Genomic DNA, 19,690 nt, shown 5'->3' with positions numbered 1-19,690 from the left:
CACTGTGCACCGAGAATCGAGCGCGCGCTACCGTTTCGCGCAAAAAGTCGGGGGCCTCTCCACAGTAGACCCGTTCCATCTCCGCAGGTGGAGAATTCGGAAAGTACGGCCGCGTGAGAAAAAACGTTGTGAGACAAGGAATTCACAAGCGTAATCGCCGATCCCCACGCTCGCCGCCCAGGTCGGGACGCCCGGGAAAAATTTCCGGGGCGGGACCGGTCAGGCGTCGGCGCGCGGCGGCGCGGGCAGCAGGAGCACCTTGCCGGCGACACCGCCGGACTCGGCGTGCCGAAGCGCCGCGGCGGCCTCGGTCAGCGGGTACGTCGCGGCGATCTGCGCGGAGAGCGCCCCCTCGGCGAGCAGCCCGAAGACCCGTCCGAGGTCCGCGCGCAGCTCCTGGCGGTACCGGCGCGGGTGGCGGGCGCGGCCGGCCCACAGGTTGAAGAAGGTGGCGCCGCGACCGTTCGGCAGCACGTGCCACAGGGTCAGCCGGGCCAGCAGCCTGAGCACCGGCAGGCGCGGGTTGCCGGGCACGTCCCGGGTGGCGGCGGTGCCGTAGCAGACCAGGGTGCCGCCGCGGGCGAGCATCCGCCACGAGTCGACGATGCCGGGCCCGCCGACGTGGTCGAAGACCGCGGCCACCCCGTCGGGCGCGAGCTCGCGGACCCGGGCGGCCACGTCCTCGGTGCGGTAGTCGACCGGGATGGCACCGAGCCGGCGGAGCCGGTCGTGGTGCGCCGCCGAGGCGGTACCGACGACGCGGGCGCCGGCGTGCCGGGCCAGCTGCACCAGGGTCGAGCCGACGCCGCCGTTCGCGCCGAGCACCACCACGGTCTGGCCGGGGCGGACCCGGGCGACGCGGTGCAGCATCCGCCACGCCGTCACCCCGTTGACCACGACCGTCTCCGCGTCGGCCGGATCGATCCCGTCGGGCACCGGCACCAGGTCGGCGGCGTCGAGCAGGACGTGTTCGGCCCAGCCGCCGGTCTTGGTGAGGGCGGCCACCCGCTGCCCGACGCGGATCTCCGCCGGGTCGTTCGCCCGGCCCGGCGCGCTCTTTTCCCGGCCCGCCGGGCCGCCGTCGGGGCCGGCGGGCCCGAGCGCGGTCACCACGCCGACCAGGTCGTAGCCGGGCACGAACGGAAAGGGCGGCTGGTCGTAGTACTTGCCCCGGCGCATCTGCTGCTCGGCGAAGGAGACCCCGCTCGCCTCGACCCGCACCAGGGCCTGCCCGGGGGCCGGCTCGGGCAGGTCGCGGACCCGTACCCGCAGCGACTCGGGCTCGCCGACGCCCGGCAGCACCACCTCGGTCGTACGCATGTCCCCACTCCCCTAAGATGCTCGTTCATTTGTTAGAGCTTGTAACTATAGCGTGAGGGTGTATCGTTTCCGTTGTCAACACCCGGCGGACGAGGAGCAGCGGTGGACGAAACGACGTCGGGCCCGGCGGGCGGCATCCGGGGCCGGTTCCGGGCCCAGGTACGCGACGAGGTCAAGCGGACCGCGCTACGGCAGCTCGCCGAGGGCGGGCCGCAGGCGCTGTCGGTCAACGCCATCGCCAAGGAACTGGGCGTCTCCGGGCCGGCCCTGTACCGGTACTTCGCCAACCGCGACGAGCTGCTCACCGAGCTGGTCCGCGACGCGTACCACGACCTCGCCGCCGCGCTGCGCGCCGCCGCCGGCGGCGACCTCGCCCCGGCCGACCGGCTGCGCGCCGTCGGCGCGGCCTACCGCGACTGGGCGCTGCGGCAGCCGCACCGCTACCGACTGCTCTACACCGCGCCGCTGCCGGGCTACGACACCCACGCCGAGCAGCTGGTACGGGCGGCCCAGGAGTCCATGGACGTGGTACGCGACGTGCTCGGCGACCTCGTACCCGGGGACGACCCGCTGCCGGGGGTGATGCTCTGGAGCCGGCTGCACGGCCTGGTCGACCTGGAGATCGAGGGCAACTTCGCCTCGATGCGACTCGACCCGGCGCTGCTCTTCCGCCGCGAACTCGACGCGAGCCTGCGGGAACTGACCGACGCCGCCCGCCCGGCATAGACGCAACGGTGCTACTTCCGCAACCGGCTACTGCCACTGTCGGCTGTCGGACTTCGCGCCGGCCGATGCGGCCGTCGGATACCGCAGGTTGTGCCGATCCGGTATCCCTGAGAAGCGGCAAATTGACGCTTGGCTGACTCTGGAGGTCCGAATGCTGGCGGAGGCGTTGGCGGCACTGGCGGGCGCGGGTGGCACGGCCTTGGTCGGTGCGGTGGCGACAGACGGCTGGCAGCTGGCAAAAGGTGGCTTCGCCCGGCTGTTTGGGCGCGGCGACCAGGACCGGACCGCCGCCGTCGAGGAACGGCTGGAGCGCACCCGGATCGCGCTGGAGGCCGCCGGACCGCAGCGGGAACGGGCGCAGCTGGAGCAGCGGGCGGCCTGGACGGCACGGTTGGAGGACCTGTTGGCCGACCACCCGGACAGCGCCGAGGAACTGCGCGCCCTGGTCGAGCAGGTGACCGCCGCCACGGCCATCCATACCGCTGGTCACGTCAGGCAGCACGCGGTCGCCCTCGGCCAGGCGCAGCAGGCGGTGCAGGGGCACGGGCAGCAGACCAACGTCTTCGGCGCCGGCCCCGCGTCAGGGCGGCGATGAACGACACCGGTTCGGGCTCAACCCCATCGGCGACGCCGGCGGGTACGCCCCTCGGCGCCACACCGGCCGTACCGCCCCGCGGCGTCGAGCAGACGGTCTGGACCACCGGCCAGGGCAACACGGGCGCCCAGGGCGCGGGTAACCAGCTGAACGTCTTCCTGAACTCCCCGCCCGCCCAGCGGATCCCGTCCGACGAGACGGTGTCGATCGACGGCCTGGCTCAGCGGCCGCCCGGCGCGCTGCCCGCCGTGTGGAACCTCGGGCCACGTAACCCCGGCTTCGCCGGCCGGGAGAGCGAACTCGCCCGGCTGCGCGAGCAACTATGCAGCGGCGGCGCGGCCGTGGTGCAGGCGCTGCACGGCATGGGCGGGATCGGCAAGACGCAGCTCGCCAGCGAATACGCCTACCGCCACGCAGCGGACTACGACGCGGCCTGGTGGATCTCCGCCGAGCAGCCCGGCCTGATCGGTGAGCAGTACCGCGCGCTCGGCGCGAGCCTCGGCGTCGTAGCCGCCGACGCGGACAGCGTCGTGGCCGCCAGCGCGGTCAAGAGTCATCTGCGTAGCCGGGACCGTTGGCTGCTGGTCTTCGACAACGCCGAATCGCCCGATGACATCGCCCGGTGGCTGCCCGGCGGCCCGGGACACATCATCATCACGTCGCGACACCAGCGCTGGACCCAGTTGGCCGTGGCGCTCGATGTCGGAGTGCTGACCAGGACCGAGTCGGTGCAGTTGCTGAGGACTCAGCATCCGATGCTCGACCGCGCGGAGGCGGACGAACTCGCCGAGGCTCTTGGCGACCTCCCGCTGGCCTTGGCGCAGGCGGCCGGGTTTCTGGCGGAGACCGGCATGTCGACCGAGGAGTACCAGCAGGCTCTGGCGAGCCAGGCCGGAGAACTGCTCGACGAGGGCCGCCCGGTCAGCTACCCCCGTTCGCTCGCCGCCACCATCGCGATCAGCACAGACCGGCTCGCCGCCGTCGATCCCGCGGCGCTCGCCATCCTCCGGTTGTGTGCGTTCCTGGCGCCGGAGCCTGTGCCGGTGGAACTGGTGGCCACGATTGCGCAGTTCGAGGCCGCGCCGGAGGATGACACCTGGGGATTACGCCCGTTGGCAACGGTGATCGACAAGCCACTGGCACGGCGGCGCAGCATCGGCCGGCTGAACGACTACGGGCTGGCCAAGGTCACCGAGGCGGGCATCGTGGTACACCGACTGGTTCAGGCCGTGCTCCGTGACCAGTTGCCGCCCCCGGCCGTCACGCAGCTGCAGGCACGGATCGAGGCCGTGTTGAGCGTCGCAGAGCCCGGCGACCCGCGCGACCCCGTCTCGTGGCCGAGCTGGGCCCGGCTGTTGCCGCACCTGCTCGCCGCCAACCCCGCCGACTCCGACAACCCCGAGCTACGCGGCCTGGCCTGTCAGGCCATCGTCATGTTGATCGCGCGCGGTGACGCCCGGCCCGCGCAGCGGCTGGCGGAGCGCCTCTACCGGACGTGGCGAGACGCGCTCGGGGCGGATCACCCGCAGACCCTGAAGGCCGCGACCGAACTGGTCTGGGCCAACCGAGACCTCGGTGAGCTACACAAACTCCGCCCACTGGTCGAGGACACCCTGACTCGTCAACGCGCGACCCTGGGCGAGGACCACCCCGACACCCTCCGCTCTGCCAGCGACCTCGCGGTCGTATTCAGCACCGAGGGCAAACATGCGGAGGCACGAAAGCTCGATGAGCAGGTACTGACTCGACGGCGAAGCGTGCTCGGCGAGGACCATCTGGACACCCTCACCTCCGCCAGCAACCTGGCGAGCAGCCTCAACGACCTCGGCAACTACCAGCAAGCACTGGTGATACACCAGGAAGTACTGAAGAAGCGACAACGCCTACTCGGCGAAGACCATCCCGACACCCTCGGCTCCACCAATAACCTGGCGAGCAGCCTCAGCAGTCTCGGCGATTACCAAGAAGCTCTGAGGCTGAGGAAAGACGTACTGGAACGCCAACGACGAACACTGGGCGCTGATCACCCGGACACCCTTACCTCCGCCAGCAACCTGGCGAGCAGCCTCAACGACCTCGGCAACTACCAGCAAGCACTGCTGATACAGCAAGAAGTACTGGAGAAGCGACAACGCCTACTCGGCGAAGACCATCCCGACACCCTCCGTGCCATCACCAATCTCGCCGGCATACTCATGCAACTCCGGGGCTATGAGCAGGCACGAAAGATGCTCGAAGACACGATGGAGAAGCTCCGGACGCTGGTCGGCGAAGATCATCCAGAGACTCTTTCCGTAATCAATGATCTCGCTGGCGCGCTAACCTACCTCGGCGACTACGAGCGGGCGCACCGCATGCACAAGCACGTACTAGAGAAGCGGCAACAAGCACTCGGCGACGACCATCCCCTAACCCTCACCTCCGCGGGCAACCTGGCTGGCGCGCTGCGCGATATCGGCGATTGTGAACAGGCACGGCACATGCAAGAGCAGGCGTTGGAACGGGAAAAGAGGACACTCGGCGCTGATCACCCCTCCACCCTCAGCTCCGCCAGCAACCTGGCGAGCATCCTAGTGAAGCTAGGCGACTACGAAGAGGCGCGGCGTATACAACGAGAGGTACTGGAAAAGCGGCAACACGTGCTCGGCGACAACCATCCCCTCACTCTCACCTCCGCCAGTAACCTGGCCGTGGTCTTCAGTAGGCTAGGTGACCACGAAGAAGCACTACGCAGACACCAGCAGGTACTGAAAAGGCAACAACGGTTACTCGGCGACAACCATCCCGATGTCGCGGCATCGACTGTGCGCCTCTCGATCGAATTTGCGCATCTGGGACAGAGAATTCCCGCACGTCAGTTAGCCGAGCAGGGCTTCCGCAAGCTCCGCGCCGCGCTTGGGTCCGACCATCCCTTGACACACTGGGCCGGGCGCAACCTGAACTCGATCAAGGGCGCCATGGGGGGCAGGCGGCAGGCCACCGGCCGGCGGAAGTAATCGGGAGACATTTCGGCCAGGCTTCCGTCCGAATTCCGCGCTCCGGCCGATGCCGCCGCGGCTGAGTAGCATCCGTGTCATGCCCCGCACCACGCACCTCGGCGCCTGCCCGCTCGACTGTCCGGACACCTGCACCTGGCAGCTCACCGTCGAGGACGGGCGGGCCGTGGGGATCCGCGGCGACCGGGACCACCCGTTCACCCGGGGCGCGCTCTGCGGCAAGGTGAACCGGTACCTGGACGTGGTGAACAGCCCCGACCGGCTCGTCTTCCCGATGGTGCGGGTGGGGCCGAAGGGGGTCGGGCCGTCGTCGTTCCGGCGCGCGACGTGGGACGAGGCGGTCGCGCGGGTCGCGGCCGGGCTGCGGGCGAGCATCGAGCGGGACGGGCCGCAGGCGATCCTGCCGTACTACTTCGCCGGCACCATGGGACACGTGCAGGGCTGGACGATGGGCCCGCGCCTCTTCGCCCACCTGGGCGCCTCGCGGCTGCGCACCACGATCTGCACCGCCGCCTCCGGCGCGGCCCTGCGCTCGCTCTACGGCAGGTCGGTCGGCTTCGAACCGGAGTCGATCGTCGACGCGCGGCTGATCGTGATCTGGGGCGCGAACCTGCTCTCGACGAACCTGCACCAGTGGCCGTTCGTGCTCGAGGCCCGGGCGCGGGGCGCGTACGTGGTGGCGATCGACCCGCTGCGCACCGACACCGCGGCGCGCTGCGACGAACACCTCGCGCCGCTGCCCGGTACCGACGCCGCCCTCGCGCTCGGGCTGATGCGGCACGTGCTCGACGTCGGCGCGGCCGACCGCGAGTGGCTGGAGGCGCACACCGACGGGTGGTCCGAGCTGGCGGCGCGGCTCGCCGAGTGGCCGGTGGAGCGGGCGGCGGCCGAGTGCGGGCTGGACGTCGAGGTGGTACGCCGGCTCGGCGACCGGATCGCCACCACCCGCCCGACCGCGATCCGGGTCGGGCTCGGGTTGCAGCGCCACTACGGCGCGGGGCAGGCGATCCGGGCGATCTGCGCACTGCCGCTGGTCACCGGCGACTTCCGGTACCCGGGCGGCGGCGCGCTCTGCTCGACCAGCGGGCACCACCCGGTCGACGAGGCCCCCGTCGTACGCCCGAGGGACATGCCCGCCCCGCCCGCGCGTTCGATCAACATGAGCCGGTTGGCGGCGGCGCTGACCGGCGAGGCGGACCCGCCGATCACCTCGCTGGTGGTCTTCAACGCCAACCCGGCCGCGACCGCCCCGGACCAGACCCGGGTGCACGCGGGCCTGCGGCGCGACGACCTCTTCACCACGGTGCTGGAGCAGCGCTGGACGGACACCTGCGACTTCGCCGACGTGGTGCTGCCGGCCACCATGCAGCCCGAACACCTCGACCTGATCTCGTCGTACGGGCACCACTACACGACCCTGAACCTGCCGGCCACCCGGGCGCCCGGTGAGGCGCTGCCGAACACCGAGATCTTCCGCCGGATCGCCGCCGCGTTGGGGCTCGACCATCCCCGGCTGCGCGACAGCGACGAGGAGTTGGCCCGGCAACTGCTCGCCGGCACCCCGGTCACCTTCGAGGAGCTGCGGGAACGGACGTACGCGCGCACGACCGGGGTGGCGGTCGGCTCGGCCCCGTACGCCAAGGGCGGCTTCCCCACGCCGAACGGGCGGGCCCGGCTGCTCGACCCGATGCTCGCGCGGCTCGGCGTCGACCCGCTCGTCGGCTACACCCGGCCGGCGGAGGCCACCGACCCGGCGCTGGCCGAACGCTTCCCGCTGGTGCTGCTCGCCCCGGCCGGGAAGTTCTTCATGAACTCCACCTTCGCCTCGCAGCCGTGGCACTCCGGGCGGATGGGTCCGCCGCGGCTGCACCTGCACCCGGACGACGCGGCGGCGCGCGGCCTGGCCGACGGCGACGCCGTGCGGGTACGCAACGACCGCGGCTCGTTCCTCGCGGCGGTCGCCGTCGACGACGCGACCCGGCCGGGGGTCGCCTTCACCTACAAGGCGTACTGGGCCCGGCTGAGCCCGGGGCGCGGCAACGTCAACGCCGTGACCGCCGTACGCGACGCCGACCTGGGCGGCGCGCCGACCTTCCACGACAACCGCGTGGAGGTCGAGCCGGTACCGGCCGAGCTGTTGACCGGCGAAGACCGCTGAGCCGCGCGCAGGCTCGCGGTTACCGGCTGGCGACGCTGGCGAGATCCCGTCGGTACCTGGCACCGCGGCTACTGCTCCGCCCGCGACCGGGTGGTTAGCGTCGCCTCCATGCTCGTGCTCAGCGCGCTCCTCATCGGTCTCGGGTACGTCCTCCTCGTCTCACTGCTCCGGGAGCCCGCGCGGCGACGGTTCAACGCGATCATGGTTGCCGGCGCCGGTGCCGCCTACCTGAGCGGCGGCGCCCTCGGCCCCTGGGAGTTCGCCTTCACCGCGGCGGTCACCTACTGCGCCTACCGCGGCCTCGACTCGTACGCGTGGACCGGCGTCGGCTGGCTCCTGCACACCGGCTGGGACCTCGTGCACCACCTCAAGGGCGCGCCGATCGTCCCGTTCGACGCGCACTCGTCGCTCGGCTGCGCCATCTGCGACCCGGTGATCGCCATCTGGTGCCTGTGCGGCGGACCCTCGCTGCCCGCCCTGGTCCGGTCGCGGTTCTCGCGGCGGTCCGGCGGCGCGCCCCGCGCCACCGGCCGGGACGGGGCGGGGCGGATACTGCCACGGTGTACTCCGACGACGACGCGGCCGCACTCTACGACCTGCTGAACCCCTGGGGACCGAGCGACGACTTCCACCTCCGCCACGTCATGGCGGCATCGAGCGTGCTGGACGTCGGCTGCGGTACGGGCATGCTGCTGCACCGCGCGCGTGGGGAGGGACACACCGGTCGGCTCTGCGGGGTGGACCCGGACACCGCGGCGCTGGCCCGCGCCCGCTCGCGTACCGATGCGTCCGGGCCTGGCGCTTCCGGGCCTGCCGGCCCGGCCTCGGGCATCGAGTGGGTCGCCGGCACGGCTGCCTCGATGAGCTTCGACCGCGAGTTCGCGCACGCTCTGATGGCCAGCAACGCGTTCCAGTGCCTGGTCACCGACGACGAGCTGCGCGCTTCGCTGGCGGCGGTCCGCGCGGCGCTGGTCGACGGGGGCACGTTCGCGTTCGAGACCCGCAATCCGCTGGTACGGGAGTGGGACGGCTGGAACCCCGACGAACCGTACGACGTGGTCGACCACCACGGGCGCGAGCTGCGCATGATCTACCACGTCGAGGCGGAGGTCGGTGACGTGGTCACCTTCACCGAGACCACCGCGACCCGGGACGGGACCCCGCTGCGCGTCGACCGGGCGAGCCTGCGCTTCCTCTCAGCGACGGCGCTCGACGGGTACCTGTCGGACGCCGGCTTCACGGTGTCGGAGCGGTACGGCGACTTCGCGGGCGGCGCGTACACGCCGACCAGCGAAACAATCGTGACGGTGGCCCGCCGGAAGTAAGTCGCCTCTTCGGCTCCACATCTTCTTCGATGTGATCACATCGAAGAAGATGTGGAGCGAGAACGAGAAACACCCCCGACCCCGAGACCCGACCCGCGACAGGATCAGCCGTTACGCGGCGCGACAGGATCAGCCGTTACGCGGCGCGACAGGATCAGCCGTTACGCGGCGCGACAGGATCAGCCGTTACGCGGCGCGTACATGATGACGGCGACGCCGAGGAGGCAGATCAGCGCGCCGGCGAGGTCGTACCGGTCCGGGCGGAAACGGTCGACCACGACGCCCCAGGCGAGCGAGCCGGCGACGAAGACACCGCCGTACGCCGCGAGGACGCGGCCGAAGTTCGGGTCGGGCTGGAAGGTGGCGACGAAGCCGTAGACGCCGAGCGCGACGAGCCCGCCCGCGATCCAGAGCAGGCCCCGGTGCTCGCGCCAGCCCTGCCAGACCAGCCAGGCGCCCCCGATCTCCGCCAGCGCGGCGAGCAGGAACAACGCGATGGAACGGGCGACCGTCATGGTCAGACCGTAGTGCGCCGCCCGCCCGGATCACCCTTCGGCGGGCTTCTCCCAGACCGAGACGTGCTTGCCGCTCTCGCCCGTGAAGGGCTCCCGGGTCCAGTCGGCCCAGCGGTCGCGCAGCCGCAGCCCGGCGAGCTGGGCCATCAGGTCGAGTTCGGCGGGCCAGACGTACCGGAAGGGGATGGACCGGTAGCGGCCGCGCCCGTCGACCACCTCGACGTAGTTCGAGCTCATCGCCTGGGTGGCGACGTCGTAGATGTCGTACGCCCAGCCGGTCGGGTCGGTCCGGAACGGTACGACGTTCTGGCCCGGCGGCAGCTTGCGCAGCTCGGGCACCATCACCTCGATGACGAAGCGGCCGCCCGGTTCGAGGTGGGCCGCGACGTTGCGGAAGCAGGCCACCTGAGCCTCTTGGCTCGTCAGGTTCATGATCGTGTTGAAGACGAGGTAGGCGAGGGAGAACGTCCCGTCCGCCCTGGCGGTGGCGAAGTCGCCGACGGTCACGCCGATCGCGTCGCCGCCGGGCTTGTCGCGCAGCCGGGCCACCATCGCCCGGGACAGGTCGATGCCGTGGACCGGGACGCCGCGGGCGGCCAGCGGCAGGGCGATCCGGCCGGTACCGATTCCCAGTTCAAGGGCCCGGCCGCGACCCGCGAGTTCCGCGAGTACGTCCACGGTCGCGGCCACGACCTCCGGCCGGAACATCTCCGAGGACGGATCGTCGTAGCGGGCCGCGACGTCCTCCCCGAAGTACCCGTCCGCGTCGTCCACGTGATCCCTCCCCCGCTCGCCGATCACGAGCGGACGATATCGCCCTGGCCGGCGTGACGCACATAGTTAAACGCTATGTTCAACACGCTTTGTTGACATTTTCTCGTTTACATGCTGAGGTGGTGGCATGAGTGACGCACGCCAGACCGAGGACCCCTTCGCGCCGCCGGACGCCGGGCGGGCCCGCGCCCAGCGCACCTACGCGGCGCTCATGCGCATCGCCGAGCGGCACGCCACCACCGACGAACAACGGCGGCGCTGGAGCAACCCGAGCGTGCTCGACCCGTACGAGGCGGTCTGCCTGGTGACGGCGCTCGCGGGCGGGGCGGCGCTGCCGGCGCCGGACGAGGAGCGGGTGGACCAGGCCGACCTCACGGCCGCGCTCACCCTGATCCCGCACGTACGCGCCGAACTCGACGCGCTGGAGGCGGGGCTGCTCGACCTGGCCCGCAACCGAGGGCTCACCTGGCAGGCGATCGCGTTCGGCCTCGGCCTCGGCACCGCGCAGGCGGCCCGACAGCGTTTCGAGCGGCTGACCGAGCGCACGAGCCCGGCGACGCCGGCGGAGTGACCGAGGGCGGAAGGAGGTTCAGAGCCGGCGCGCGGGCGGACGCCAGGCCCAGGATGCGATCGCGAGCAGCGCGAACATGGCGGGCGCGATGACGCCCGAGGCCTGGTGCATGGCGACGTGCGAGGCGGCGGCGCCGATCATGTTGATCATTACGCCGGCGTAGGCCCACTCCTTGAGCCGGCGCAGTCCGGGTGCCAGCAACACCACGGCGGCGATCAACTTCGCGGTACCCATGATCGTGGCGAGGTAGGCGGGATATCCCAGGTCGATCATCACGGGATAGAAGGGCGGCATCCGGAACAGGTCCATCGCGCCGCCGATCGCGCACTCGCCCACGACCACCGCCGTGACCGACCAGTAGGCGGCGGCGCGGTAGTGGTGGCGCCGCACCGCCGTCGGGCCGGCGGGCGATCCGGGGGTGGCGGCTGTCGCTCGTACCATCGGATCCCTCCTATCGATACGGGTCCGTTCTCTTATATGGGTACGGTATCGTTTCGATGGAGGTGAGGCAATGCCGAGCGGCCCCCAGGCCCGGGAACCGATCGCACGCGGGGCAGGCGCCCGGCAGCGGGTGTTGCGGGCCGCCCTGGAGGTGCTCGACGAGCACGGCCTGGCCGGCTTCACCATGGAGGCCGTCGCCCGGCGGGCCGGCGCGAGCAAGGCGACCCTGTACCGGCACTGGCCCACCTCCGGCGCGCTGATGATCGACGCCATGGACGCCACGTTCCGGCCCTTCCCGGTCCCCGACACCGGCCGCGTCGAGACCGACGTCGCCCAGCTGCTCAACGCGTTCGTCACCATGCTGGAGCGGACGCCGTTCCCGCGCCTGCTCGCCGCCTTCATGGACGCCGCCGAACGGGATCCCACCCTCGCGACACTCCACGCCGACCTGACCCAGCGGCGCCGGAAACCGCTGCTCGTCGCGCTGGCCCGGGCCCGCGAGCGCGGCCAACTGCCCGACCACCTCGACCCGGAGCTGACCACCGACCTGCTGACCAGCCCGCTCTTCTACCGCCGCTTCGTCGCCCACCGGCCGATCCCGCCGGACCTGGTCGGCGATCTCATCGCCCAGGTGCTCGGCATTCCCGCCGACCGCGCGCGGGCCGCCGCCCGGACGTCCGGCCACTTCTCACCTGTCGAGGGCCCGGCCCGCCCCATAGCGTTCCCCCCGATCGATCCCGATCGTCCGCCGCCGCCTCCGCGCCGGTGACGGAGCTGTCTCATGGGGAGGAACGGGACGTGCAACGTTCACTCGCAGCCTGGCGAAGATCCGCCGTCGCCTCCGGGCTGGGCGTCGGTCTCGCCGTCGGGTACACGCTGGCCGGCGCCCCGGCCATGGCCGCGTCGGCGCCCCCGGCCGCGTCACTGGACGCGGCTGCCTCAGCACCCGTGGCCGCCTCGGCGGCCGTGGCCGCCTCGGCGGCCGTGGCCGGCGAGATCCGCGGCGCCGGCGGGCCGGACGCGGTGGCCGGCAGCTACATCGTCGTGCTCAAGGAGACCGCCGCGCCGGCCCCGGGTACCGTCGCCGCGGCCAGCGCGGTGGCGAGCACCGCGGCCCGGCTCGCCGACGCGCACGGCGGCAAGGTGGGTCGGGTCTACTCGAACGCCCTGCCCGGGTTCTCGGTCCGGCTGAACGAGCAGGAGGCGCGCCGGCTCGCCGCCGACCCGGCGGTCGCATACGTCGAGCAGAACCGGCGGGTCACGGCGACCGGTGTCCAGACCAACCCGCCCTCCTGGGGGCTGGACCGGGTCGACCAGCGGACCATGCCGCTGGACAACGCGTACGCCTATCCGACCCAGGGCAGGGGCGTGACGGCGTACGTCGTCGACAGCGGCATCCGCCTCTCGCACAGCGACTTCGGCGGCCGTGCCACCAGCGGATTCGACGCGGTCGACGGCGGCAGCGCCGACGACTGCAACGGACACGGCACCCACGTCGCCGGTACCGTCGGCGGCACCGCTTACGGCGTCGCCAAGCAGGTCAACCTGGTCGCGGTACGGGCGCTGGACTGCACCGGCAGCGGCACCTGGGACGCCGTCATCGCCGCGGTCGACTGGGTGCGGGCCAACGCGGTCAAGCCGGCGGTGGCGAACATCAGCATCGGCGGCTCCAGCACCGCGATGGACCAGGCGACGGCGAACCTGATCGCGTCCGGCGTGACGGTCGCGGTCTCCGGCGGCAACGACAACGTCGACGCCTGCGGCCAGTCGCCCGCCCGGGTCCCGGCCGCCATCACGGTCGGCGCCACCGCCGTCGGCGACGCCCGCGCGTCGTACTCGAACTACGGCACCTGCCTGGACCTCTTCGCGCCCGGGTCGGAGATCACCTCGACCGACTACAGCGGCGACACCGCCATCAGCGTCAAGAGCGGTACCTCGATGGCGGCCCCGCACGTCACCGGCGCGGCGGCGCTCGTGCTCTCGGCGCGCCCGTCGTACACGCCGGCGCAGGTCCGCGACTACCTCGTCAACAGCGCCACCACCGGCGTGGTGACCAGTCCGGGTACCGGTTCGCCGAACCGGCTGCTCTACCTGCGCGACATCGGAACGCTGGCCTGCCAGGGCGTGAGCCTCGACCTCACGGCCTACCCGCAACTGGCCGCGGGCGCCACCGGTACGGCCGTCACCATCGCGCAGTGCCTGCTCAAGGCCCTCGGCGTCGACACCGGCGGCGAGGTGCCCAGTGGCACGCTCGACGCGACCACGGTCGCGGCCGTCGGCGCCTTCCAGTCCGCCCGGGGGCTGCCGGCAACCGGGGTGGTCGACTCGCACACCTGGACCGCGCTGTTGTCCGCCGGCACCCAGCCCACGCTGAGCAGCGGGTCGTCGGGAGCCGACGTACGGCGGCTGCAACGCGCGCTGACCGCCGCGCTGGGCCGTACCGTCACCATCGACGGCGCCTTCGGGCCGGCGACCAAGACGGCCGTCACCAACTACCAGAGTTCGCGCGGCCTCCAGGCGGACGGGCTCGTCGGCAAGGCCACCTGGACGGCGTTGCAGGCCGGTCGCTGATCCGGCTGACCGCTTCGCCGCTCCTGACCCGGTCAGCCCGGGTCAGGAGCGGCCGAGCAGGACCGCCGGCGCCGCCGGTCGAGGTTCCCGGTCCGGGAAATTGCCGGCGGCCTCGCCCGGTTCGTGTGGCACGCTCTGCCGGATGAAGAAGACGAAGCCGGTCGTTCTCCAGGTGTACTGCCGGGTGGAGGTCACGGTCGACGACCCGGACGCGGTCCTCGAACGCGCCGCCCAGCGGCTGGGGGAGGCGGACATCGACTGGTCGCAGGAGTCGGACACCCTGGACGAGGCCGTCGCCGAGCTGCGGGGCGACCTGGTCCAGGCGGTCGCCAGCCTGGTCGATCCGGTGGGGCTGCTGACCGACGTACCGGGCGCGGAGATGCGCAACGGGCGGTGCTGGGCCGAGGTCGGCGCGCCGTCCGAGCGGTTCCAGCCGGGCTTCGGCAGTTCCGCGCCCGGTGCCGCCGACGAGAGTTAGCGGTTGGCGGTCATCGGCCCACGTACCACTGCCGTACCGTCTTGTCCTTCCCCGCAGTGAACAGGATCCTCCCGTCCGGTGTGAACACGAGGTCGAGGACGGCGTCGCTATGCGCCACGAGGGTTTTCAGGGCCTGCCCGTTGGCGGCGTCCCACAGCATCGGGGTGCCGTCCTTGGCGTGGGCGGCGATCATCCGGCCGCTCGGGCTGAACACCAGCGGACCGGTAACCGGCGCGTTCAGCTCGCTGCGTTCCATCCGGGTGGCCAGGTCCCAGAGCCGGACCGTGCCGTCGGTGTCGGTGGCGTAGCCCGAGGAGTCCGGGGTGAAACCCGCGAAGCTCCCCGCGTCGGTGATCGCGGCGCGGAGCGCGCCCGAGGGCATGCTCCGCAGCTCGAAACCCTTGTCGTGCCGGGTGACGAGCGTCGCGCCGTCGGGGCTGAGCCAGATCGGGAACCACGCGTTGGCGAGGGTAGCGGTGGCCTTGCGGGCCGCGACGTCCCAGACCTTCGTGGTACCGCCGGCCGCGCTGGAGACCAGCGTCCTGCCGTCGGGGCCGAAGGCCATGCTCTGGATCCCGTTGTCATGGCCGGCGAGGGTGGCCAGCAGCTGACCGTTGGACCGGTCCCAGAGGCGGACCGGCGCGTCGAAGGACGACTCGGAGGCGCGGGTGCTGGCGGTGGCGACGGTCCTGCCGTCGGGGCTGAACGCGACGTACGCGCTGCCCGCGTGGCCGGAGAGCGTCGCCAGCTTCCGGCCGGTCGCGGTCTCCCGCAGCTCGACCAGCGTCTCCCCGCCGATGAGCACGCCGATCGGCTGGCCGTCGACCGTGCGGACCTCGCGCTTGCCGGTGAAGGCGGTGGTGGCGACGATTTTGCCGTCCGGGCTGAAGACCGGATCGGAGTCGCTTTCGAAGGCGACGACGGACCGGCCGGTCGACACGTCCCAGATCCGCGCGGGACGCGCCGCCACCTCGTTCGCGCCCGCGTCGAGGGTGACCAGCCACTTGCCGTCCGGGCTCAGCAGGGCGGATTCGAGGTCGCCGTCGTAGTCGACCGCGACGGACGCGAAGTCGTCGCCGAAGGTGGGCGCGTTCTGGGAGGCCTCGGAGTCACCGCCGGCGTGCTGCACGACGAGCCCGATCGTCACGGTCACGGCGACCGCGAGCCCGGCCGCCGCCAGCGCCATGAGGCGTACTCTGCGGTTCCGCTGCTCCGGCGGGCCCGGCGGCCGGGACGGACCCGGGCCTGGACGCGCCTTCGCCGGGACGGAATCCCCGGTCGCCGGTACGGCGGGGGCCAGCACCTGGTCGGGCGCGGACGTCACGGCGGGGGCCGCGACGTCGCCCGGGACGGCGGGGTCGACGGCCACGGGCTCGGCGGTGGCGAGCTTGGCCGGTGCTGTGGTGGTCGGCTCGGTGGCGGCCGGTGCCGTGGGCTGTGACGGGGTGAGCGGCCGGGTCACCGGGGCCGGCAGCGGCGGAGTCGCTGGCGGTGGGGTCGAGGGCGGCGGGGGCGAGGGCGGCGGGGTCGGGGGCGCCGGGGCGGCGGTGAGCGCCTCGGCGGCCGCGTTCCGGACCCTGCTGCTGTCGTCGTGGTCGCGCAGGTGGACGAGCGTGGCGTACGCGGCCCGCCGGTAGCCGTCGCGCGGGCCGGCCAGCAGTTCGGCGAGGGCCCGGACGGCCTCCTCCCGCAGGACGGGCCGATCGCTGCGCAGGTCGGCACGGATCTCCTCGGGGAGCACGGCCGGGCGTACGCTGCGGGCCACCAGCAGCGCGCCGCTCACGTCGAACTCCCACCTGCGCGGCACCTGGCCGGGCTGCGACTCGCGTACCCGCCGGGCGGCGTAGTCGAACAACTCGTCGGCAGAGATGTCGCCGTCGTGGTCGAGGTCGGCGGCGCCGGTACGCAGACCGCGCACCAGCGCCTCCGTGAAGACCGAGGGCCGGACCTCGTACGAGGTGAGCTGGCCGCCCTCGAACGAGTACTCGGTGGCGCTGGAGGCGGTGAAGACCGTGCGGCCCGTCCCGCCGCGGCTGAACTCCTCGGCGACGTGCACCGTACGGTCGCCCCGGGTGTCGCGGGCGAACGCCCCGCTGTAGCAGCAGTCGAGCACCAACAGCACGGACCTCGACTCGGACTCGCCCATCCGCTCGGAGACGAACGACGCCGGCAGCGCGGTGGCCGCCAGCGCGTTCAGTTCGGTGTCGGCGGCGGCCAGGTAGAGCCGACCGCGCTGGTCCTTGAGACCGTGGCAGGAAAAATGCAGAAGCAGCACGTCCTCGGGGTTCCGGTCGGCGAAGAAGGCCGCCACCCGGCGACGTACCACAGGTTCGGCCGCGTCGGTCAGCGTCTGGACGTCGAATCCGCCGATGTCGGGATCGCCGAGCACCTCGGCGAGCGCGCGGATGTCGGCGGCCGGGGAGCGCAGCCCGCTCAGCCCCGGGTCCCGGTACTCGCCGCCCGCGACCAGGAGGGCGCTGCGTCGACCGGTACGGGTCGGGCCGGCGGGCGCGGGGGGATCGACGATACCGGCCGTACCGGTGACGATGTTGATCTCGACCTTCCGGCGGCGGGGGTGCGCCTCCCGCCACCGCTGCACGAACTCGGCCAACTGGGCCGCCGAGGCCGCCGTCGAGAGTCCCGTGATGACGAAGCCGACAGCCGCCGCGATCAGCTCGACGGAGCGCGTGCCCTCCGGCGCCGGCCCGTACGCCGCACGCTCCACCCCGGGTACACCGGCGGCCAGCAGATCGTGCCGCAGTTGGAGGGCGATCTCCTCCAACTCTGTCCGGTCCACGTCGGCACCGGCAGCCGTGACCCTCAACGAGAAGCCGCGTTCGTCGCTCATCATCCGCTCCGGACCACTGGCGCGAGCCGCACATCCGGCCGGATAGTAGCCCTCCCACGCCACCCGGCGCGTCAGCAATCTGACCGTCAGTTCCAGGGCCCGTCGGCTCCAGCGCCCGCCAGCTCCAGCAGACCGTCGACTCCAGTGCGCATCAGCTCCCGCGCCCGTCGCCTTCAGCGCGCGGGATTCGCGCCGTGCGGACGGGAGAGCCCTCGACGTCGGCAACCGCCGAGGGCTCTCATCCTGGTCAGGGACGCGGCGGGTCAGTGCCAGTTGCTGATCCGCACGTCGCGCGGGTCCGGAGCGCCCTGGCCGGTCTCGATGAGCTGCTTGAGGCTCATCAGGAAGGTGCCCCACTTGGTGCTGCAGTGGTACATGAACTCGACCGGCTCACGCCAGCCCTCGTGCTTGAACAGCACGATCGTGAAATCGTCCTCCTGGTGCAGGTCCCACCGCACGGTGGTGCCGATCCACTCCGGCGGTCCGTCCACGACCTCCCACCGGACGAGCCGGCCCGGGTCGAGTTCGAGGACCTTCATGTCGAAGCCGCCGGGCCCGAACCGAAACTCGATCACACCGCCGACGTCGGTGTTCCCCGACGTCTTCTCGGCCCACCAGCCGGACAGTCCCTCCAGGGTGGTGAGCGCGTCGTACACCTGCTTCGGCGAGGAATGCTCGACGCCGATGCGGTGCAGGATGTCTGCCATATCCGTGTTCCTTCCCTACTGCTTCTTCTCGGCCGCGCCGCTCTACTGCTTCTTCTCGGTCGCGCCGCTCTACTGCTTCTTCTCGGTCGCGCCGTGGGTGTCCCGCTCGCGCTGGATCGTCTCGGCGATGCGCTTGATGCGCTGGAGACGGGAGTCCCAGGCGGCGCCGACCTCGGCGAGTTGCGCGACGGCGCGGGCGAGTTGCGCCTCGTCGACGCGGAACTGCTTCTCCCGGCCGGCCGTGCTGGCGTGCACCAGGCCGACCCGGTCGAGGACGGCGAGATGCTTCGCCACCGCCTGACGGGTCACCGGCAGGTGCTCGCTCAGGCTGGTCGCCGTCCCGCTGCCGTCGCGCAGCAGCAGGTCGAGCATCCGGCGTCGGGTCGGGTCACCGACGGCGGACCACAGGTCGTCGTCCACCATCGCGCTTATGCGCCCGCTCCGATCTTCCGGGCGTACGCCGACAGCCTCGGCAGGAAGAAGTCCCAGCCGCTGCCGTGTTCGGCGTACTTCGCGGCGACCTTCGCCTCGTCCCAGCCACGCTCGCGGAAGCCGGTCTCGGTCATCCGCAGCAGCGTCCCGCTCCCGGCGGGCTCGAGTTCGAAGACGACCAGGTTCGAGTTCCCCTGGGCGGCCGACTCCCCCTCCTCGTGGGTCCACCGGAAGGAGAAGAGGTGCGGCGGTACGGCGTCGACCACCTCGAACCGCACCCAGTTCACGCCCTGCGAACGGTCCCCGAAGCCGATCCGCCCCGCTCCCCCGGGCACGGCCCGGAACTCCGCCTCGTCCACCCACCACTCGCGCAGGTGTTCGGGGCTGCTCACCACGTCGAAGACGACCTCGGGCGAGGCGTCGATGTGGATCTCCCGTTCGATCGTTCCGTACTCCATGCTCCCCCACTTTCCTGCAACCTTTGGTTGCGCACCACGCTAGCCGACCCCACCAGGAAGTGCAACCAACGGTTGCATGACGGGTATTACCTGGGCGCCCGGCACCCCAGACCTCTGGGCCGAGCCGGCCTCGCATGACCCGTCGTGCCGGCGGGTCGATACTGGCGGGATGGCGGAGGAGCTGACCGGTGGACGATCCACGGCGAGCGGGTCGTCGACGACACGCGACGGGCACGGCTGAGCATCGCCGACGTCGAGTTGCCGGACGGCATCCGATTCGAGCAGTACGTGATCCGCGCACCCCGCGCCGCCATGGTCGCGGTACTGGACGACCGGCAGCGCCTGCTGCTGATGCGACGCCACCGCTTCGTGTTCGACCGCTGGGGCTGGGAGCTACCGGGCGGCTATCTCGACGGCGACGAGAAGCCGGAGGTCTGCGCGGTACGCGAGGTCGAGGAGGAGACCGGCTGGCGGCCGTACGAGGTCGAGCCGCTGTTGTCGTTCCAGCCCTGGGTGGGCACCGCGGACGCCGAGCACCTGTTGTTCCTGGCCCGACGGGCGGACTACACCGGAGCGCCCGTGGACGTGAACGAGGCCGAGCAGGTGGCATGGATACCGCTGGCCGAGGCACGCGACCTCATCACGCGAGGCGAGATCGTCGGAGCCGGCACAGTCATCGCCGTACTGGAGCTGGTAGCCCGTCAGGCCCGGCCGCCCCCGGCGCCGGGAGGGTGAACCACCGACACCCGCGGGGGAACCGCGCTCGCGCCACTCC

19 protein-coding genes are annotated in these 19,690 nt (G+C 71.8%); 11 read left to right on the top strand and 8 right to left on the bottom strand.

Annotated features, from left to right (window positions below; all coding sequences use genetic code 11):
* Positions 1-219: 219 nt before the first annotated feature.
* The gene (locus AB0J86_RS30780; RefSeq protein WP_363861154.1) at positions 220-1,320 is read right to left on the bottom strand and encodes a medium chain dehydrogenase/reductase family protein; all 1,101 of its coding nucleotides are present in this window, start codon (positions 1,318-1,320) and stop codon (positions 220-222) included.
* 102 nt (positions 1,321-1,422) lie between these two features.
* Between AB0J86_RS30780 and AB0J86_RS30775 the strand changes: the two genes are divergently transcribed.
* The 6 genes from AB0J86_RS30775 (at position 1,423) to AB0J86_RS30750 (ending at position 9,120) form a co-directional block, all read left to right on the top strand.
* Entirely contained in the window at positions 1,423-2,046 is a 624-nt protein-coding gene (locus AB0J86_RS30775; RefSeq protein ID WP_363861152.1) for a TetR/AcrR family transcriptional regulator, read from the top strand.
* Between the two features lie 151 nt (positions 2,047-2,197).
* Positions 2,198-2,641, top strand: a complete 444-nt coding sequence (locus AB0J86_RS30770; protein ID WP_363861151.1) for a hypothetical protein — start codon at positions 2,198-2,200, stop codon at positions 2,639-2,641.
* Positions 2,638-5,637: an FxSxx-COOH system tetratricopeptide repeat protein gene (gene fxsT / locus AB0J86_RS30765; RefSeq protein ID WP_363861150.1), complete on the top strand. Its 3,000-nt coding sequence runs from the start codon at positions 2,638-2,640 to the stop codon at positions 5,635-5,637. Before AB0J86_RS30770 ends, fxsT begins: the two co-directional genes overlap by 4 nt.
* 79 nt (positions 5,638-5,716) lie before the next feature.
* On the top strand, positions 5,717-7,795 hold the full coding sequence (locus tag AB0J86_RS30760) for a molybdopterin-dependent oxidoreductase (RefSeq protein ID WP_363861149.1): 2,079 nt from the start codon (positions 5,717-5,719) through the stop codon (positions 7,793-7,795).
* A 108-nt stretch (positions 7,796-7,903) separates the two neighbouring features.
* A complete protein-coding gene (locus AB0J86_RS30755; protein ID WP_363861148.1) occupies positions 7,904-8,398 on the top strand; it encodes a DUF6010 family protein in 495 nt (164 codons plus the stop codon).
* Positions 8,356-9,120: a class I SAM-dependent methyltransferase gene (locus tag AB0J86_RS30750; protein ID WP_363861147.1), complete on the top strand. Its 765-nt coding sequence runs from the start codon at positions 8,356-8,358 to the stop codon at positions 9,118-9,120. The genes AB0J86_RS30755 and AB0J86_RS30750 overlap by 43 nt, the downstream gene beginning before the upstream one ends.
* Positions 9,121-9,299: 179 nt before the next feature.
* Here AB0J86_RS30750 and AB0J86_RS30745 read toward each other — a convergent pair whose 3' ends face one another.
* Positions 9,300-9,635 carry a YnfA family protein gene (locus AB0J86_RS30745; RefSeq protein WP_363861146.1) on the bottom strand — a complete coding sequence of 112 codons (336 nt, stop codon included), beginning with the start codon at positions 9,633-9,635 and terminating at the stop codon, positions 9,300-9,302.
* A 30-nt stretch (positions 9,636-9,665) separates the two neighbouring features.
* Positions 9,666-10,436: a class I SAM-dependent methyltransferase gene (locus AB0J86_RS30740; RefSeq protein ID WP_363861145.1), complete on the bottom strand. Its 771-nt coding sequence runs from the start codon at positions 10,434-10,436 to the stop codon at positions 9,666-9,668.
* A 100-nt stretch (positions 10,437-10,536) separates the two neighbouring features.
* Between AB0J86_RS30740 and AB0J86_RS30735 the strand changes: the two genes are divergently transcribed.
* The gene (locus tag AB0J86_RS30735; RefSeq protein ID WP_363861144.1) at positions 10,537-10,980 is read left to right on the top strand and encodes a DNA-binding protein; all 444 of its coding nucleotides are present in this window, start codon (positions 10,537-10,539) and stop codon (positions 10,978-10,980) included.
* Between the two features lie 18 nt (positions 10,981-10,998).
* Here the strand turns inward: AB0J86_RS30735 and AB0J86_RS30730 are convergent, their stop codons facing one another.
* A complete protein-coding gene (locus AB0J86_RS30730) occupies positions 10,999-11,421 on the bottom strand; it encodes a DoxX family protein (protein WP_363861143.1) in 423 nt (140 codons plus the stop codon).
* Positions 11,422-11,491: 70 nt separating this feature from the next.
* On the opposite strand from AB0J86_RS30730, the gene AB0J86_RS30725 reads away from it, so the two are divergent.
* The 3 genes from AB0J86_RS30725 to AB0J86_RS30715 all read left to right on the top strand — a co-directional run bounded on the left by AB0J86_RS30725 (position 11,492) and on the right by AB0J86_RS30715 (position 14,470).
* Positions 11,492-12,190: a TetR/AcrR family transcriptional regulator gene (locus tag AB0J86_RS30725; protein WP_363861142.1), complete on the top strand. Its 699-nt coding sequence runs from the start codon at positions 11,492-11,494 to the stop codon at positions 12,188-12,190.
* Between the two features lie 29 nt (positions 12,191-12,219).
* On the top strand, positions 12,220-13,992 hold the full coding sequence (locus AB0J86_RS30720; protein WP_363861141.1) for a S8 family serine peptidase: 1,773 nt from the start codon (positions 12,220-12,222) through the stop codon (positions 13,990-13,992).
* Between the two features lie 142 nt (positions 13,993-14,134).
* Complete coding sequence (locus AB0J86_RS30715; protein WP_363861140.1) at positions 14,135-14,470, top strand: hypothetical protein; 336 nt, start codon at positions 14,135-14,137, stop codon at positions 14,468-14,470.
* Positions 14,471-14,480: 10 nt separating this feature from the next.
* Here AB0J86_RS30715 and AB0J86_RS30710 read toward each other — a convergent pair whose 3' ends face one another.
* The 4 genes from AB0J86_RS30710 to AB0J86_RS30695 form a co-directional block, all read right to left on the bottom strand.
* Positions 14,481-17,318 (bottom strand): caspase family protein, encoded by a 2,838-nt coding sequence (locus AB0J86_RS30710; RefSeq protein WP_363861139.1) that lies wholly within the window; start codon positions 17,316-17,318, stop codon positions 14,481-14,483.
* A 263-nt stretch (positions 17,319-17,581) separates the two neighbouring features.
* The gene (locus AB0J86_RS30705; protein ID WP_363861138.1) at positions 17,582-18,025 is read right to left on the bottom strand and encodes an SRPBCC domain-containing protein; all 444 of its coding nucleotides are present in this window, start codon (positions 18,023-18,025) and stop codon (positions 17,582-17,584) included.
* 69 nt (positions 18,026-18,094) lie between these two features.
* Positions 18,095-18,448 (bottom strand): helix-turn-helix domain-containing protein, encoded by a 354-nt coding sequence (locus tag AB0J86_RS30700; protein ID WP_363861137.1) that lies wholly within the window; start codon positions 18,446-18,448, stop codon positions 18,095-18,097.
* A gap of 5 nt (positions 18,449-18,453) precedes the next feature.
* A complete protein-coding gene (locus AB0J86_RS30695) occupies positions 18,454-18,915 on the bottom strand; it encodes an SRPBCC domain-containing protein (protein WP_363861136.1) in 462 nt (153 codons plus the stop codon).
* A gap of 144 nt (positions 18,916-19,059) precedes the next feature.
* Between AB0J86_RS30695 and AB0J86_RS30690 the strand changes: the two genes are divergently transcribed.
* Complete coding sequence (locus tag AB0J86_RS30690; RefSeq protein ID WP_363861135.1) at positions 19,060-19,650, top strand: NUDIX hydrolase; 591 nt, start codon at positions 19,060-19,062, stop codon at positions 19,648-19,650.
* The last annotated feature ends 40 nt before the right edge of the window (positions 19,651-19,690 follow it).

Source organism: Micromonospora sp. NPDC049559 (genome assembly GCF_040676675.1).
Taxonomy (GTDB): domain Bacteria; phylum Actinomycetota; class Actinomycetes; order Mycobacteriales; family Micromonosporaceae; genus JBFAPK01.
This window is presented reverse-complemented; position numbering and strand designations above follow the sequence as displayed.

Bases quoted from the DNA above. Each gene is read 5' to 3' on its own strand.
- AB0J86_RS30780 (WP_363861154.1), bottom strand. From the start codon at position 1,320: ATGCGTACGACCGAGGTGGTGCTGCCGGGCGTCGGCGAGCCCGAGTCG.
- AB0J86_RS30770 (WP_363861151.1), top strand. From the start codon at position 2,198: ATGCTGGCGGAGGCGTTGGCGGCACTGGCGGGCGCGGGTGGCACGGCC.
- fxsT (WP_363861150.1), top strand. From the start codon at position 2,638: ATGAACGACACCGGTTCGGGCTCAACCCCATCGGCGACGCCGGCGGGT.
- AB0J86_RS30760 (WP_363861149.1), top strand. From the start codon at position 5,717: ATGCCCCGCACCACGCACCTCGGCGCCTGCCCGCTCGACTGTCCGGAC.
- AB0J86_RS30755 (WP_363861148.1), top strand. From the start codon at position 7,904: ATGCTCGTGCTCAGCGCGCTCCTCATCGGTCTCGGGTACGTCCTCCTC.
- AB0J86_RS30745 (WP_363861146.1), bottom strand. From the start codon at position 9,635: ATGACGGTCGCCCGTTCCATCGCGTTGTTCCTGCTCGCCGCGCTGGCG.
- AB0J86_RS30735 (WP_363861144.1), top strand. From the start codon at position 10,537: ATGAGTGACGCACGCCAGACCGAGGACCCCTTCGCGCCGCCGGACGCC.
- AB0J86_RS30730 (WP_363861143.1), bottom strand. From the start codon at position 11,421: ATGGTACGAGCGACAGCCGCCACCCCCGGATCGCCCGCCGGCCCGACG.
- AB0J86_RS30725 (WP_363861142.1), top strand. From the start codon at position 11,492: ATGCCGAGCGGCCCCCAGGCCCGGGAACCGATCGCACGCGGGGCAGGC.
- AB0J86_RS30715 (WP_363861140.1), top strand. From the start codon at position 14,135: ATGAAGAAGACGAAGCCGGTCGTTCTCCAGGTGTACTGCCGGGTGGAG.
- AB0J86_RS30710 (WP_363861139.1), bottom strand. From the start codon at position 17,318: ATGAGCGACGAACGCGGCTTCTCGTTGAGGGTCACGGCTGCCGGTGCC.
- AB0J86_RS30705 (WP_363861138.1), bottom strand. From the start codon at position 18,025: ATGGCAGACATCCTGCACCGCATCGGCGTCGAGCATTCCTCGCCGAAG.
- AB0J86_RS30700 (WP_363861137.1), bottom strand. From the start codon at position 18,448: ATGGTGGACGACGACCTGTGGTCCGCCGTCGGTGACCCGACCCGACGC.
- AB0J86_RS30695 (WP_363861136.1), bottom strand. From the start codon at position 18,915: ATGGAGTACGGAACGATCGAACGGGAGATCCACATCGACGCCTCGCCC.